The following is a 13,578-nucleotide window of genomic DNA, read 5'->3' as shown; positions in this document are numbered from 1 at the left end:
GAACCGCGCATGGTGCTGAAGGCGGCCGGCGCCCTCGCCCGGAAGGCCATGGACCGGCAGGACGCCTCGGCCGCGCTGGGGGCGGTGGAACAGGCGGTCGCCCAGATTCCGTTGATCGCACCACGGGACCTGGCGCGCCGGGACCGGCAGCACCTCCTCCAGGGCACGGCGGGACTCGCCAACGTGGCCGCAGCGGCGGCCGTGGCCGCGGGCCGGCCCGAACGTGCCGTGGAACTGCTGGAGCAGTGCCGCGGCCGGCTCCACGCCGATGTGCTGCCCGACCCGGACGGCGAACTCCAGGCGCTGCGGGGCGCTCATCCGGCACTGGCCCGGGCGTACGGGGAGCTGCGTGCCGCGACCGTGCGGGGGCCGGGGGCCGGCCTCTCCGCGTCCGGTCCGGCCGGGGAGAGGCACCGCCTCGGTGAGCAGTGGAACGCCCTGCTCGAGCGCATCCGCTCCCTGCCCGGCCACGAGCAGTTCTTGCGACCGCCCGGCATCGAGGAGCTGCTGCGGCAGGTGGGGCCGGGACTCGTCGTCCTCGTCTACACCAGTGCGTGGCGGTCCGACGCACTCGTCCTGCGTCCGGGCGCCGCGCCCGGGCACCGCGCCGAGGTCGTCCCGCTGCCCGGGCTGGTCGCCGAGGAAGCCCTGGCGCGGATGGCCCGCCTCCCCGGAGTGGTCGACGCGGCGGCCGACGACGCCGCCGGCTTCAGCGCCCGCGAGCAGGCTCAAGAGGATCTGCACGCCCTGCTGGAGTGGCTGTGGGAGGCCGTGGCCGCACCGGTGCTCGACCATCTCGGCATCGATGGCGGCTCCCTTCCGGAGGCGGGAACTCCGCGGATCTGGTGGTGCCCGGTGGGCTTCCTGTCCCGGCTGCCCCTCCCGGCGGCCGGACGCCACCGCGACGCGACGCGTGCGCACGACCGGCTGCCGGCGACCCTGCTGGACCGGACGGTTTCCTCCACGACCACCACGCTGCGCGCGCTGGGTCACTCCCGCTCACGCGCCCGTACGCGGCAGAAGGCCGGAAGGGAGGCGCCGGCCACCCTCGTCGTGGCCATGCCCGAGACACCCGGCGCACCACCGCCGCTGTCCCAGGCCACCGCCGAAGCACGCATCATCGGCGGGCTGCTGGAACCCACCGGAGTGGTCACCACGCTGGTCGGCGACGCGGCCACCTCGGCCGCCGTACGCGCCCGCCTGCAGGATCACGGCCTGGTGCACTTCATCTGCCACGGCGTGGGTGACCCGGCCGACCCCTCGCGCAACCGGCTGCTCCTCGCCGACCACGCACGCCGCCCGCTCACCGTTTCGGAGATCGCCGGACTGCGCCTGCGGGAAGCCGAGTTGGTCTACCTCTCGGCATGCAGCACGGCGATCACCACCCCGCGCCTCGCCGACGAGGCCGTCCACATCACGGCCGCGTTCCAGCTGTCGGGGTACCCGCATGCCATCGGCACGCTCTGGCCGGTCGGCGACACGGCAGCCGCCGCCGTCGCCGAGGGCTTCTACCGGCGGCTGACCCGCGCGGGCACGCGTGCACCGGACACGGCGGGCGCGGCCCGCGCGCTGAACGAGACGCTGCGCGAGCTGCGCGACCGCTACCCGCACACCCCCACCCGCTGGGCGGCACACCTCCACGTGGGGGCATGAGCGTCCCGTCCGGTGCGGTGAACGAGGCCGGAGGCTCAGTGGCCGAGGGCCCGCTTCAGTTCGGACTTGTCCATCTTCGAACGGCCTTCGATGCCCCGCTGCTTGGCCTCGTTGTACAGCTGCTCCTTCGTGGGGCCCTGGGAGCCGCTGTGGGAGCGCTGGCCGCCCCGCTTGGAGGAGGACATGTCCTGGGTGGAGGACCGGCTCGCGGTCTTCGACTCCCCGGAGCGCGCCCGCTCCTTGTTGACGGTGCGCGCGGCGATCTCCTTGGCGCGCTTGGTGCTTTCACCGCGCTCCTCGGCGCTCTCCTTGATGTGCTCGTACTGGCGTTCGCGCTTGGCGCTGGAACCGCGAGGCATGGTGACTCCTTGGCTCGTATGCGGTCGGTGTCGCGTTCGTTGTAGATGGCGGATCCCCCGGATCCGTAGGGCCCCTGCCCCGGTCGGGGCGAGTCATGCAGGCCGGTCCGTCACTCCAGCGCGGTGGCGGCCACGGAAAGGTCCGCGACCAGGCCCGAGAAGGCGGCTTCCCGGTCGTCGGACCGCAGGACGGCCGACGGATGGACCGTCGCCAGCATCTGCCCGGGCATCTCGTGCGTCTGCCCGCCGCCGTCGAGCGTGGGCATGGGCACCAGTACCCCGCGGCGCTCGCCCACGCGGAACGAGGAGCCGAGCAGCGCCTTGCCCGCGGTTCCGCCCAGCACCACCACCACGTCGGGGGCGACCAGCCGGAGCTCCTCCGCGAGCCAGGGCCGGCAGGCGGTCATCTCCCGCAGGCTCGGGGCCTTGTGGATGCGGCGCTTGCCGCGCGGGGCCATCGTGAACTTGAAGTGCTTGACCACGTTGGTCAGGTAGGGGTCCTCGTCGCCGAGCCCGGCCTCGTCGAGTGCCTTGCGCAGCAGCCGTCCCGCCGGGCCCACGAACGGCTCGCCCTGCACGTCCTCCTGGTCGCCGGGCTGTTCGCCGACCAGCATCAGCCGCGCGTGGGCCGGGCCCTTGCCGAAGACCGTCTGGGTGGCGTCCAGGAACAGGGGGCACCCCTGGCATCCGGCTGCCGCGCGCCGCAGACCCGGCAGACCGCCGCGTGACGGCAGGTAGGGGGTCGCGTCGTAGCCCTGCCCGGCCTCTTGCTGTCCGGCGGCCGCGGCCGGGGCGGAGCTCGTGCCTGCGTCCATCGCCACCACCACCTCCGAACCGTGCGGCCGGTTCCTGCGGTCTGGTCCGCCCCGGGTTCGCGACCGCAGGGCGGCAGTCGGCTTCTGCCCGGCGACCCCCACCGCAAACGCTAGGCCGCGGGATCGGCTCCGACGGCCTGCCGGTAGGCCACGTGGCCGCCCAGCGCCCCGGTGACGGCGACCGCCGTCAGCCCGGCCCACGACCACAGCCTGCCCTTCAGCGGGCGTCCGCACAGGCGGGCGGCCAGGGACGCCGCGTAGCAGCCGACCGCGGCCACGTTCGACACGGCGTGGGCGAGGCCGACCCGGGCCTGCTCGGGTGGCAGGTCCGCCCAGTCGACCCAGCCGGCGACTGCAGCCGGGGCCGCACCCGCCAGTCCGACGGCCGTCAGGGTCGTGACCGCGCGCTGCGAGCCCGGTACGACGTCCAGTACTGCGGCCGAGAGCCAGCACCCGATCGGTACCTGGACGAGCACCGGATGGAGGGGATGGCCCAGCGGCCGGCCCCGCAGCAGCATGCGTGCTTCCCCCAGCGGGATCGACCGGATTCCCCGCCGGAGAACCCGGATGGCCGGATCGGCCGCTGTGCTCCGCTCGATCCGGCCCAGGGTCGTCAGCCACCACGCCGATGCGGCATCCAGGACCGGGGTGACCTTCGTGGGAGTGTCGAGAGCGTTTGCGTCCATGCATGTCGCCTACCCGGCTTGAGGCGTCCTTCCCACGTTCCTGTCGGCCGAATGGGAAGCCGGCCGTTCCCAGCTGCGCCCCGCATGAACGGGCCGGGCGGGGGCAGCCGCCCCGTGTGCCGACGCGCCGAGCCCTGCGCGGTGTGAGGCGTGAGGCCTGAGAGGAAATCCCGAATCGAGGAGGCGAACGGTATGGCGGGCGTTGCGAAGGACCAGGACGTCGTCGAGGTGATCCTCAAGGACCACCGCACCATGGAGGACCTGTTCCGCCGGATGCGGAGCGTCGAGGCCGACCGTGCGGGAGCACTGGAGAAGTTCTCGGCCCTGCTCATCGCCCACGGCGAGGCGGAGGAGGCCGAGGTCTACGGAGCGCTCAAGCGCTTCAAGGGCGTCGACAACGAGGAAGTCGAGCACGGCGAGAAGGAGCACGCCGAAGGCAACGAGGCGCTGCTGGCGCTGCTGGAAGTGGACGACGTCGGCTCCGAGGAGTGGGACGAGCGGCTGGAAGACCTGGTCAAGGCGGTCTCCCACCACGTGGACGAGGAGGAGCGGACCATCCTCAACGGTGCCAGGGAAAGCGTCCCCGACGAGCGCCGGGCCGAGCTGGGCAGCGCCTTCCTGCGGGAGCGCGAGAAGCAGCTGGCGTCCGGCTGCGGCAGCATCGAGAACGTGCGCAGGATCGTGGGTGGCTGACGGGTGACTGCGTTCGGCTGGTGACGGCGTTCAGGAGAGCGGGGTGTGGCCGGTCGGTACGGCTTCCCCGGGAGCGACCGGCCCGGGTGCGGTGCCGTCGCCGAAGGGACGTCCGCCCAGGACGGCGCGGCCGTGCGGCGCGAGCCAGGCCGACGTGTCGGGGCCGGCCGGCACGACACCCGTGGGGTTGATGTCGGTGTGCACCAGGTAGTAGTGCCGCTTGATGTGGTCGAAGTCGACCGTGTCGCCGAATCCGGGTGTCTGGAACAGGTCCCGTGCGTACGCCCAGAGCACCGGCATCTCGGTCAGCTTGTGCCGGTTGCACTTGAAGTGGCCGTGGTAGACGGCGTCGAAGCGTACGAGCGTGGTGAACAGCCGTACGTCCGCTTCGGTGAGGGTGTCGCCGACGAGGTAGCGGGACCGTTCCAGCCGGGCGGACAGCCAGTCGAGCCGGGCGAACAGCCGCCCGTACGCGTCGGCGTACGCCTCCTGGGTGCCGGCGAATCCGGCTTCGTAGACGGCGTTGTTGACGTCGCGGTACACCACCTCGTTGACGGCGTCGATGTGCGGCCGCAGTCCGGGCGGGTAGAGGTCCGGCGCCCCGGGACGGTGGTGCGGCGCCCACTCCAGCGACATGTCGAGCGTGATCCGGGGGAAGTCGTTGGTCACCACCTTCCCGCTCGGGACGTCCACGACGGCCGGCACCGTGATGCCCCGGTCGTAGTCGGGGTCGCGCGCGAGGTACGCCTCCCGGAGCCGTTCGATGCCGAGAACCGGGTCACGCCCGCCGGGATCGAGGTCGAAGGTCCAGCTGCGCTCGTCGTGCACGGGCCCGGCGACAGCCATCGGGAGGGCCTGCTCCAGCCCCAGGAGCCGCCGTACGATCACCGCCCGGCTCGCCCACGGACAGGCCCTGCTGACCACCAGGCGGTAGCGGCCGGGCTCCACCCGGTAGCCGTCCCGCCCGTCGGCGGTGATCCGGGTGGTGATGTACCGGCTGTCACGGGAGTATCCCTTGCCAGGGCTCACATAGCTCACCCCCGGCGCCTACCCGCAATCGGCGGACGGACCCATCGCCCGGCGCTTCGCGCGTTGCCGCGAGAAGGCGCTGCCCGCCCTGCGCGGATGAGGCGCATTCAGAACGCGTTGCGGCGCCGCAGCCCCAGCGGGCGTCCGTCCGGGTCGACCAGGACGTGGTGCAGCGGGGTGGCGAGCACTCTCTTCGCCGTGGGCAGGTCGGGCGGGACGTACCGGCGCAGACGGCCCGGCGGCCGGGCGCCGCGACCGCCGGCCTCGTGCCAGGCGTCCAGGGCGTCCGCGGCCTCCGCGAAGGCGTCGAAGGCGCTCACCGGGTCGCACAGCGCGCCCTGCTCCGCCCCGTCCCGTACGTCCAGGTGCTCGCGCATGAGTTCCAGGCGCAGCTCGCGGGCGAAGACGCGCGCGCCGTCGCCGAGGCCTCCGGGGTCGGACGGTTCCCGCGGGTCCCGGCTCTGGTCGAGCACGGCGCAGCTGAGTTCCGAATCGTGCGTCCACGAGCGCAGGTTGATGTTGTCCGAGCCGACGGATGCCCACGTGTCGTCGATCACGCACACCTTGGCGTGCACGTAGACGGGGGTTCCGGCCGGGTTCTCCAGGCCGTACACCGCGACGCGGTCGCCGCCGGCGCGGCGCAGTTCGGCCAGGGCCGTGATCCGCCCGATCAGGTTCATCGGCAGGGTGAGCCGGCCGTCCTGCTCCGGGACCGAGGGGATGACGGCGATCAGCCGCAGCCGGTGGTGTCTGCTCAGCGCCCGGGCGAAGCAGTCCACCACCCGGGGGGACCACAGGTACTGGTCCTCGAGGTAGATCAGTGCCCGGGCCCGTCGCAGCGCTTTGAGGTACCCCCGTGCGATGCTGCGCTCCCCGTCGGGTGCGAAGGGGTAGCCGTGCAGCAGACGGTTCGGGTACGTGCGCAGCACCTGCACGGTGTGCGTGCCGCAGGGTGCCGGATCGGCTGCCTGCGGCGGCAGGGCGCCCGCACTGATGTCCTCCCGGTGTACCCGCTCCCGCAGGCGGGCGAGGGGACTGCGGCTGAGCGGCGCCGGGTCGTCCCAGCGTTCGCGGAAGACGGTCTCGACGTCGCCGACGGCCGGTCCCCGCAGGGCGAGCTGGACGTCGTGCCACGGCGGGTGCGGCCCGTATGCGTGGGCCAGGGGCAGCGACTGGCGGTCGCCCCGGTGGAGGGCGTCGTCGTTGCGGTTGTGGCAGAGGTCGATGCCGCCGACGTACGCGACGTCCAGCTCCGGGCGGCCGGGGTGGCGCAGGACCACCATCTTCTGGTGGTGTGAACCGCCGGGCCGCACCCGCAAGTCGAGCAGGCACTCGCCGCCGGCCTCCTCGATCTCCTCGCCGAGGTGGCGGTTCTCCTCTTCGCTGAACTGGAGGCTGTCCAGGTGCGAGCGCCAAAGCAGCCCCTTGACGATGACGCCGCGCTCCGCCGCCCGGCACAGGACGGTGCCGATCTCGGTACCGGGTCCGTCGAGCCGCTCGTCGGGGTCGCCGCGCCAGTCGGTGAAAAGGAGCAGGTCGCCGGCGCGCATGGCCCGGATTCCCGCCAGGAGCTCCGGGAAGTAGGCGTCGCCGTGGACCAGGGCCCGTGCGCGGTTTCCCTCGGACCAGGCCGACCCGTCCGGGTGGCGCTCGTCCAGGCGCGTCGCGGCGTTGCCCCGTTCGCCTGCTGTCAGCAGCCAGTCTGCGCGCGTCACGGCATCGCTCCTCCGGCTGGCGCCTACCCACGGCATGCGGTCTCACGCGCCTGCAGCGCCGGTCGGGCCCGTTGTGGCCGCCGACAGGGCGGTCCTACCGTGGAGGCAGCATCGGAACGGTGGAGCGCGCCATGCGGCTGTCTCTCTTCGGGCGGATGCGCAGCGTGCTCCGCCGCTTGCGGGCCGGCCGCCGGTGGCGGCGGGTCAGCGAGGTCGAGCTGTGGCAGCGGTCGCTGGGGTTCGCGGCTCTGGGGTTCCTGACGCTGGTGCCGCTGCTGATCGTCGTGTCCGCGGCGGACGCGGCGGGCGTCAGGGGGTTCGCGCAGTGGCTGGGCGACGGGCTCGGCGTAGCGGCGGACGCACGAGCGGAGATCGAGCGGCTGTTCTCGCTGCCCGCCGAGGTGTGGCGGGCCACGACGGCCTTCAGCCTTGCCGTGCTGGCCGTATTCGGCCTGTCCTTCGGCACGGTGCTGCAGGGCGGATACGAGAAGGTCTGGGACCTGCCCCGGGCCCGCTGGTGGGCCCGGTGGCGGCACGTGGTGTGGCTGGCCGGCCTGATCGGGGTCCTCTACCTGTCCGCGATCACCCCGCTGTGGCGCGAGCACCCCGCCCGCGGGATGGTCACGGTGCTGATCGGCACGCTGTTCTTCTGGTGGTCGCAGCGGCTGCTGCTCGGCGGCCGCGTCCCCTGGCCCGCCCTGCTGCCGGGGGCGGTGTCGACCATGCTCGGACTGCTCGCGCTCAGGGTCTTCTCCCGGCTCGTCTTCTCCCCGCTGATCGCATCCGGCGCCGTCGCCTACGGACCGTTCGGAACGGTCCTCGTCATCCAGTCCTGGCTCGTGGGCGTGGGTGTGGTCGTGTTCGGCGGCGCGCTGGCCGGCCGGCTCCTCCACGACGAACTGCCGCGCGCCGCGCGTGCGGCGCAACCGCCGAGGTGAGGCCGGGGGATGCCGTGGCCGTGCCGCGGCTACCGCGGCGCGTCCGCGAAGGGGCTGCTGTCGAGGGCGGCCAGCAGGTCGGCCGGGTGGCGGTACACCGCGCGCGCCCCCGCCTCCTCGAGGTCGCGGCGGGGGATCCCGCCGCTCAGCAGGCCCACGCAGGGAACCTCGGCCCGGGTGCCGGCCTTCATGTCCCACACCGTGTCGCCGACGAAGACGGCGTCGCGCGCGGCCGCGTCGGCGAGGTCGAGGGCGCGCAGCACGGGCTCCGGATCCGGTTTCCCCTCGCTGACGTCGTCGGAGCTGGTGGTGGCGGTGATGGCTTCGTCGGCGTCGATGGCCCTTCTCAGCGCGGCGAGCTCGGCGCCGCTCGCGGAGGTGACCAGGACCACCCGCCAGCCGCGGCGGTCGAGCGCGCTCAGCAGCTCGGCGGCCGAGTCGAGGCGGGGCAGCCGGTCGAAGTACGTACCGTAGAGCGTGTCGTGCGCCGCGCTGAGCGTGTCGTCCTCGTCCGTGTCGCGGTCGTCGCCCAGGAGATGGGCGACCAGGTCCTCGCCGGGAAGGCCGATCGCACGGTGGATGTCGTGCATCGCCACCAGGTGACCGGACTGCCGGAGCGCCTCCCACCAGCACGCGACGTGCAGGTGGTTGGTGTCGGCGAGGGTTCCGTCGACGTCGAACAGCGCGGCCCGGTTCATCTCCGCCTCCAGGATGATTCCGTGGGCGAGCAGGATCGGTCGGTCACGGGAGAGATCACGCCCGGCGCCTACCCGCCCGGCCTCGGCCCACTCCCCCTGCGACTGCGACTGCGACAGCGACTGGGCACTGCCGCGACCGCGACCGCGCCCGGGGTTTCGACGGTGCGGAAACGGTAAGGCGCCTGCCATGACGGCCGGGCGCCCCGAGGGGCCCTGTTTCCGTCCGAGCACGTACTCGTTTCCCCGTACGTGCGGGCGTTGTCGCCGTGAGTGAGCGAGGCACCCCATGAGCAGTCATCCTGTACTTCAGGCGGGCGGCCTCCCTCCTCCGGAAGGCCTCAGTCCCCCGGCCCTCTCCGACGGCCAGCTGCCGAAGGACCACACCCAGGCGATCCTGGAGGTCACCAAGCACGTGGCAGCGCTCCTCAAACAGTCCGGGCAGCCGTTCGCACTCGCCGGCAGCGTGGCCGCGTTCGCACACGGAGTACCGGCGCGCTTCCAGCACGACACCGACTTCTGTGTCCGGCGCGAGGACGCCGACGCCGTCATCGAGGCCCTGGAAGCCGGCGGCATCGACGTGCGCAGGGCCCCGGAAGACTGGCTGGTCAAGGGCAGGTCCGGCGGGGAGCAGATCGATCTGATCTTCGAGCTCGCCCGGAAGCCGGTCAGCACGGAGCTACTCGACCGGGCCGCCGTGAAGGCGGTGGACTCGGTGTGGATGCCGGTCCTCTCACCCACCGACCTCATGGACAGCCGGCTGGCCGCGCTCTGCGAGCACTACTGCGACTTCGGCGACCTGCTGCCCATGGCCCGGATGCTGAGGGAGCAGATCGACTGGGACCGGCTCGACCGGGCCCACCGGGCCGACCCACTGCCCGACGCCTTCCTGTACCTCCTGGAACGGCTTCGCGTCATCGAACCCCGCGAGGCGACGCCATGACCTCCGCCGACAACATCGAGTACCGCGTGGAGCACCTGCGCGAGCGCCTGGCGCAGGAGGAGGTCTCCGAGCTCGGCGTACGCATCGAAGTGCGCGGCGCCGGGGCGTTGATCTGGGGAAACGTCTCCGGGGCGGACACTCGGGCGGCCGTCTTGCGGATCGCCGCGGAGGAACTGGCGGGACTGCACTGGCAGGAGGACCTGACCGTGAACCGCGCGGGCCCTCCCGATCACGCCGAGGAGCTGTCATGATCCGCGTCGCGGCCGTGGGGGACATCCACCTCGGCCCCGGCAGCGCGGGGAGGCTGCGCCCGGCCTTCGACACCCTCGGCGACTGCGCGGACCTGCTGCTGCTGGCGGGCGACCTCACCCGGCACGGTACCCCCGAGGAGGCACGGGTGGTGGCCCGCGAGGTGTCCGGGCTGCCGGTGCCCGTGGTCGCCGTCCTCGGCAACCACGACTACCAGAGCGACCAGCAGGACCTCGTCGTGCGGGAACTGGCCGAGGAAGGCGTCCGCGTCCTGGAGGGCGAGGGCGTGGTCCTCGACCTCGACGGTACGAGGGTCGGCGTCGCAGGGACCAAGGGGTTCTGCGGGGGCTTCGCCGGGCGCAGCGCGAGCGAGTTCGGCGAGCCGGAGATGAAGGCGTTCATCCGGTACACCCGGAGCTGCGCGGACGGCCTGGGCCGGGCGCTGCGCGAGCTGCGCGCCGACGGATGTGCGCTGCGGATCGCGCTGACGCACTTCTCTCCGGTGACGGACACGCTGGCGGGCGAGCCGCTGGAGATCTACCCCTTCCTCGGGAGCTACCTCCTGGCGGAGGCCGTGGACGAGGCCGGCGCCGACCTCGCCGTGCACGGGCACGCGCACGCCGGCACGGAACACGGCGTCACGGCGGGCGGGGTGCGGGTGCGCAACGTCGCCATGCCCGTCATCGACCGCGCCTTCGCGCTCTACCACCTCTCCCCCCATGAAGCCTCAGCCCTCGTCACCGGTAGCGGTGTGGCCCGCTCCGACGGGCTTCGACCCGGGTGAGCCGCGGGCACGAACCGCGCGGGGCCTGGGCCCTGGGGGGGTCCGCCCGTTGCGCATCCGTTTGAGCAGGCGGGTTCAGGGCAGACGCCGGTGCGTCGAACACCGGCACAACACAGACGGCTCTGGGAGGATCTATGTCCACCAGCACACTTCTCGCCGTTCTGATCCCGGTCGCCGTCGTACTGGTCCTCGCCGGCATCGCCGCGTGGATGTTCCGGCGGCGGCGCCGGCTGCAGGAGCGTTTCGGTCCGGAGTACGAAAGGACCGTGGAGCGCATGGGCAGCAGGCGCGCCGCCGATGCCGACCTGCGGGACCGCGAGGTCCAGCACGACAACCTCGACATCAGGGAACTTCCCGCCGAGGAGCGGCACCGCTACGCCGACGCGTGGATCACCGTCCAGCAGCGCTTCGTCGACCGGCCGGAAGGCGCGGTCTCGCAGGCGGACGAGCTGGTCACCCGCCTGATGAAGGACCGCGGCTACCCCACCGAGGGATACGAGCAGCAGCTGCGCGAGCTGTCCGTCGAACACGGGCGGACCCTGGAGCACTACCGGGCGGCGCACGAGGTCAACATGCGCAGCAGCAAGGGTCAGGCAACCACGGAGGAGCTGCGCGGGGCCATGGTGCACTACCGCGCGCTCTTCGACGAACTGGTCGGGACGACGAGGTGACTCGAGATGCAGAGGGACGAAGAACGCCGCGAAGAGGAACAGGCCTTGACCACCGAGCAGCTGGCCCATCCGGGAGGCGGTGAGCCGCAGCCGGTGTTCCCGGGTGAGGCGACCACCGACGACATCCGGGAGGACGAGGCCCCGGAGGAGGACCGCGACGAGATGCGGCAGGAGGCGGACGTCACCGACGCGGAAGAAGGCGCGTACGGCGAGAGCCCGGCCGCGGAGGGGACGGCGTCCGTCCCCCAGGAGGAGACCGAGGCGCTGCTCCCCGAGCAGGAGGCCGCGGAGTACCAGAAGACCTGGGGTGAGATCCAGGGCCGCTTCGTGGACGACCCGCAGGGTGCGGTGCGCGACGCCGACGGACTGGTCGCCGAGGTCATGCAGACCCTGGCCGGAACCTTCTCCGAGCACAAGAGGGAACTGGAGAGCCAGTGGCAGTCTGGCGAACAGGTGGCCACCGAGGACCTGCGGCTGGCCCTTCAGCGGTACCGGTCCTTCTTCAGCCGGCTGCTGCGGACCTGACGTGACCGGTGCGGTCCGTGGGCCGTGCATCGCCGTACGTGTCCTCGCGTACGGATGCGGTTCGGCGGGCCGGTGAGGGGAAGGCGCCGGGCATGACCTTCGCACATCCATCGGAAAAGGGCAGACCCGGGCGGCTCGGCCGCTTCGACAAGCTGGCGGAGCTCGCGTCCAACTTCACGAGCTCCGCGCCCTTCTCCCTGCTGTGCATCCTCCTGGTGGCGGGTTTCGTCACGGTCCATCTGGCCCATCTGCCGTTGGAATGGCAGCACCTCGCCGGTGACGCCATGGCCGCGGTGTCCCTGCTGCTGCTGGCGCTGCTCAAGAACTCCGAACGGCGGGCCGAGCACGCCATCCAGCGCAAGCTGGACGCCATCGCCTCCGCCCTCCGGGACCAGCAGGAGGGCGAAGTGGGCACGGCCCACCGGGACCTGGAGGAAGCCATCGGGATCGAGGACCAGGAGTAGTCGGGTGCGGGCGGCGACGGCCACCACGGGTCCGGCTCGGACAACCGAGGTGAGAGCCTTATGGAATGGACCACAGAGCCTGATGGGGAAGGCCCGGCAGCCGTACCGGAGCGACCGAATCCGGTCCCACGCGATCCGCAGCCCGCCGACCCCCGGGGCCCCGAAGGCCCCGACGAGCAGCCGCCCGCGCCTGCCCCGGCGCCGCCCGAGCCGACTCCCGGCGAGCAGCCTGCGGTGCCGGAGCCGCCTGACTAACGGCAGCCCCGGACGCCAAGACCGACGGGACGCCAAGACCGACGGTCAGCCGGGAGCCTCGTCCTCGACCGGCATGAACGCGATGCACTCCACGTCGATCTGGTCGGCGAGCTCCATCAGCACGGTGGCCAGGCCGAGGGTCGTCCCCGGATCGAGTTCCGTCTCCCCCGTGTAGACCGAGTGCAGCCATCCCGATGCGAGATGCCGCAGGAGGGACGTGACCTCGTCGGCGGGGATCAGCAGCCGGCCGCCCGGCAGGGAGATCAGGGGCACTGACCCGTTCACGGCGACATCTCCTTCACTCCGGCGTGTGGCGGGCCTCAGTGGTCGGGTTCGGCGGCCGAGATGGCGGCGAGGGCCGACCCGGGATCCCGTTCCACCGTGAGATCGCCCAGGGTGACGACACCGACGAGTTCGCCGTCCTCGGTTTGCACGGGCAGGCGCCGCAGTGCGTGCCGGCGCATGAGGTCCATGGCCTGGTCGACGCCGTCGTCGGGCTTCACGGTGACCGGTTCCGTACTGCAGACCGCCTGCACCGTCGTGTCGGCGGGATCCCGGTTCTCGGCCATGGCGCGTATGACGAGGTCCCGGTCGGTCACGATGCCGCGGAGCCGGCCCTCGTCGACGACCAGGACGTCCCCGATGCCGGCATCCCGCATCACCCGTGCAGCTTCGGCCAGCGATGTCAGTTTCTCGACGGTCACCGGCTTTTCGGTCATCACCTCGTGGACTCGTCGGGTCATGACTCCTCCCGCTGCTGGAAAGCGGTTCCTAGCCGGGCGCCTACCCGCCACGGCGATCAGTAAGCACCCGCTCCGCCGGCGCCCGGGACGGCGTCCTCGATCGGGCCGGAGCGTTTGGGGCGGCGGGATCCGGTTAGACGCTGCGAAGGACCGATTCCGATTTCCAACCGATGGGAGTGACATCGTGTCGGGCGAAGAGAAGATGCGGGCCAAGAAGGACAAGGCGACGGGCAAGGCCAAGGAAGCCGTGGGCCGCGCCGTCGGCAACGAGAGCCTTACGGCGAAGGGCCGCGCGGAGCAGACCAAGGGCGACGCCCGCGAGACCAAGGAGAAGATCAAAGACACGCTGAAGGAGAAGTAG

Annotated in this window: 18 protein-coding genes; 10 read left to right on the top strand and 8 right to left on the bottom strand. The window is 72.3% G+C overall.

Features of this window, described 5'->3' with window-relative positions; translation table 11 throughout:
- Nucleotides 1–9: 9 nt before the first annotated feature.
- Entirely contained in the window at nt 10–1,653 is a 1,644-nt protein-coding gene (locus ACIPUC_RS12355; protein ID WP_446589704.1) for a CHAT domain-containing protein, read from the top strand.
- A 35-nt stretch (nt 1,654–1,688) separates the two neighbouring features.
- Here ACIPUC_RS12355 and ACIPUC_RS12350 read toward each other — a convergent pair whose 3' ends face one another.
- The 3 genes from ACIPUC_RS12350 to ACIPUC_RS12340 all read right to left on the bottom strand — a co-directional run bounded on the left by ACIPUC_RS12350 (nt 1,689) and on the right by ACIPUC_RS12340 (nt 3,513).
- Nucleotides 1,689–2,012, bottom strand: coding sequence for a plasmid stabilization protein (locus ACIPUC_RS12350; protein WP_446589073.1), 324 nt, complete (start codon nt 2,010–2,012; stop codon nt 1,689–1,691).
- 110 nt (nt 2,013–2,122) lie between these two features.
- Nucleotides 2,123–2,827, bottom strand: coding sequence for a UdgX family uracil-DNA binding protein (locus tag ACIPUC_RS12345; protein ID WP_446589072.1), 705 nt, complete (start codon nt 2,825–2,827; stop codon nt 2,123–2,125).
- Between the two features lie 110 nt (nt 2,828–2,937).
- Nucleotides 2,938–3,513 carry a DUF2231 domain-containing protein gene (locus ACIPUC_RS12340; RefSeq protein ID WP_446589071.1) on the bottom strand — a complete coding sequence of 192 codons (576 nt, stop codon included), beginning with the start codon at nt 3,511–3,513 and terminating at the stop codon, nt 2,938–2,940.
- A gap of 192 nt (nt 3,514–3,705) precedes the next feature.
- On the opposite strand from ACIPUC_RS12340, the gene ACIPUC_RS12335 reads away from it, so the two are divergent.
- Nucleotides 3,706–4,206: a hemerythrin domain-containing protein gene (locus ACIPUC_RS12335; protein ID WP_446589070.1), complete on the top strand. Its 501-nt coding sequence runs from the start codon at nt 3,706–3,708 to the stop codon at nt 4,204–4,206.
- A 30-nt stretch (nt 4,207–4,236) separates the two neighbouring features.
- Here ACIPUC_RS12335 and ACIPUC_RS12330 read toward each other — a convergent pair whose 3' ends face one another.
- Nucleotides 4,237–5,235, bottom strand: a complete 999-nt coding sequence (locus ACIPUC_RS12330) for a glutathione S-transferase family protein (RefSeq protein ID WP_446589069.1) — start codon at nt 5,233–5,235, stop codon at nt 4,237–4,239.
- Between the two features lie 107 nt (nt 5,236–5,342).
- On the bottom strand, nt 5,343–6,950 hold the full coding sequence (locus tag ACIPUC_RS12325) for a phospholipase D family protein (protein WP_446589068.1): 1,608 nt from the start codon (nt 6,948–6,950) through the stop codon (nt 5,343–5,345).
- Nucleotides 6,951–7,081: 131 nt separating this feature from the next.
- Here ACIPUC_RS12325 and ACIPUC_RS12320 point away from each other — a divergent pair, with 131 nt between their 5' ends.
- Nucleotides 7,082–7,888: a ribonuclease BN gene (locus ACIPUC_RS12320; protein WP_446589067.1), complete on the top strand. Its 807-nt coding sequence runs from the start codon at nt 7,082–7,084 to the stop codon at nt 7,886–7,888.
- Between the two features lie 29 nt (nt 7,889–7,917).
- Here the strand turns inward: ACIPUC_RS12320 and ACIPUC_RS12315 are convergent, their stop codons facing one another.
- On the bottom strand, nt 7,918–8,586 hold the full coding sequence (locus ACIPUC_RS12315) for an HAD family hydrolase (RefSeq protein WP_446589066.1): 669 nt from the start codon (nt 8,584–8,586) through the stop codon (nt 7,918–7,920).
- Nucleotides 8,587–8,872: 286 nt separating this feature from the next.
- On the opposite strand from ACIPUC_RS12315, the gene ACIPUC_RS12310 reads away from it, so the two are divergent.
- From ACIPUC_RS12310 to ACIPUC_RS12285, 6 genes are all read left to right on the top strand, one after another.
- Nucleotides 8,873–9,526, top strand: coding sequence for a nucleotidyltransferase family protein (locus ACIPUC_RS12310; RefSeq protein WP_446589065.1), 654 nt, complete (start codon nt 8,873–8,875; stop codon nt 9,524–9,526).
- Nucleotides 9,523–9,777, top strand: coding sequence for a hypothetical protein (locus ACIPUC_RS12305; RefSeq protein ID WP_446589064.1), 255 nt, complete (start codon nt 9,523–9,525; stop codon nt 9,775–9,777). Before ACIPUC_RS12310 ends, ACIPUC_RS12305 begins: the two co-directional genes overlap by 4 nt.
- Nucleotides 9,774–10,559, top strand: coding sequence for a metallophosphoesterase family protein (locus ACIPUC_RS12300; RefSeq protein WP_446589063.1), 786 nt, complete (start codon nt 9,774–9,776; stop codon nt 10,557–10,559). Before ACIPUC_RS12305 ends, ACIPUC_RS12300 begins: the two co-directional genes overlap by 4 nt.
- 134 nt (nt 10,560–10,693) lie before the next feature.
- The gene (locus ACIPUC_RS12295; RefSeq protein WP_446589062.1) at nt 10,694–11,230 is read left to right on the top strand and encodes a hypothetical protein; all 537 of its coding nucleotides are present in this window, start codon (nt 10,694–10,696) and stop codon (nt 11,228–11,230) included.
- A gap of 6 nt (nt 11,231–11,236) precedes the next feature.
- Nucleotides 11,237–11,755 carry a hypothetical protein gene (locus ACIPUC_RS12290; RefSeq protein WP_446589061.1) on the top strand — a complete coding sequence of 173 codons (519 nt, stop codon included), beginning with the start codon at nt 11,237–11,239 and terminating at the stop codon, nt 11,753–11,755.
- Nucleotides 11,756–11,847: 92 nt separating this feature from the next.
- On the top strand, nt 11,848–12,219 hold the full coding sequence (locus ACIPUC_RS12285; protein WP_446589060.1) for a hypothetical protein: 372 nt from the start codon (nt 11,848–11,850) through the stop codon (nt 12,217–12,219).
- 300 nt (nt 12,220–12,519) lie between these two features.
- Here the strand turns inward: ACIPUC_RS12285 and ACIPUC_RS12280 are convergent, their stop codons facing one another.
- Nucleotides 12,520–12,759, bottom strand: a complete 240-nt coding sequence (locus tag ACIPUC_RS12280) for a DUF6213 family protein (protein ID WP_446589059.1) — start codon at nt 12,757–12,759, stop codon at nt 12,520–12,522.
- Between the two features lie 35 nt (nt 12,760–12,794).
- Nucleotides 12,795–13,217, bottom strand: a complete 423-nt coding sequence (locus ACIPUC_RS12275) for a CBS domain-containing protein (RefSeq protein ID WP_446589058.1) — start codon at nt 13,215–13,217, stop codon at nt 12,795–12,797.
- A gap of 184 nt (nt 13,218–13,401) precedes the next feature.
- On the opposite strand from ACIPUC_RS12275, the gene ACIPUC_RS12270 reads away from it, so the two are divergent.
- Nucleotides 13,402–13,578: a CsbD family protein gene (locus ACIPUC_RS12270; protein WP_446589057.1), complete on the top strand. Its 177-nt coding sequence runs from the start codon at nt 13,402–13,404 to the stop codon at nt 13,576–13,578.

This window comes from Streptomyces sp. LARHCF249 (genome assembly GCF_052871255.1).
This window is presented reverse-complemented; position numbering and strand designations above follow the sequence as displayed.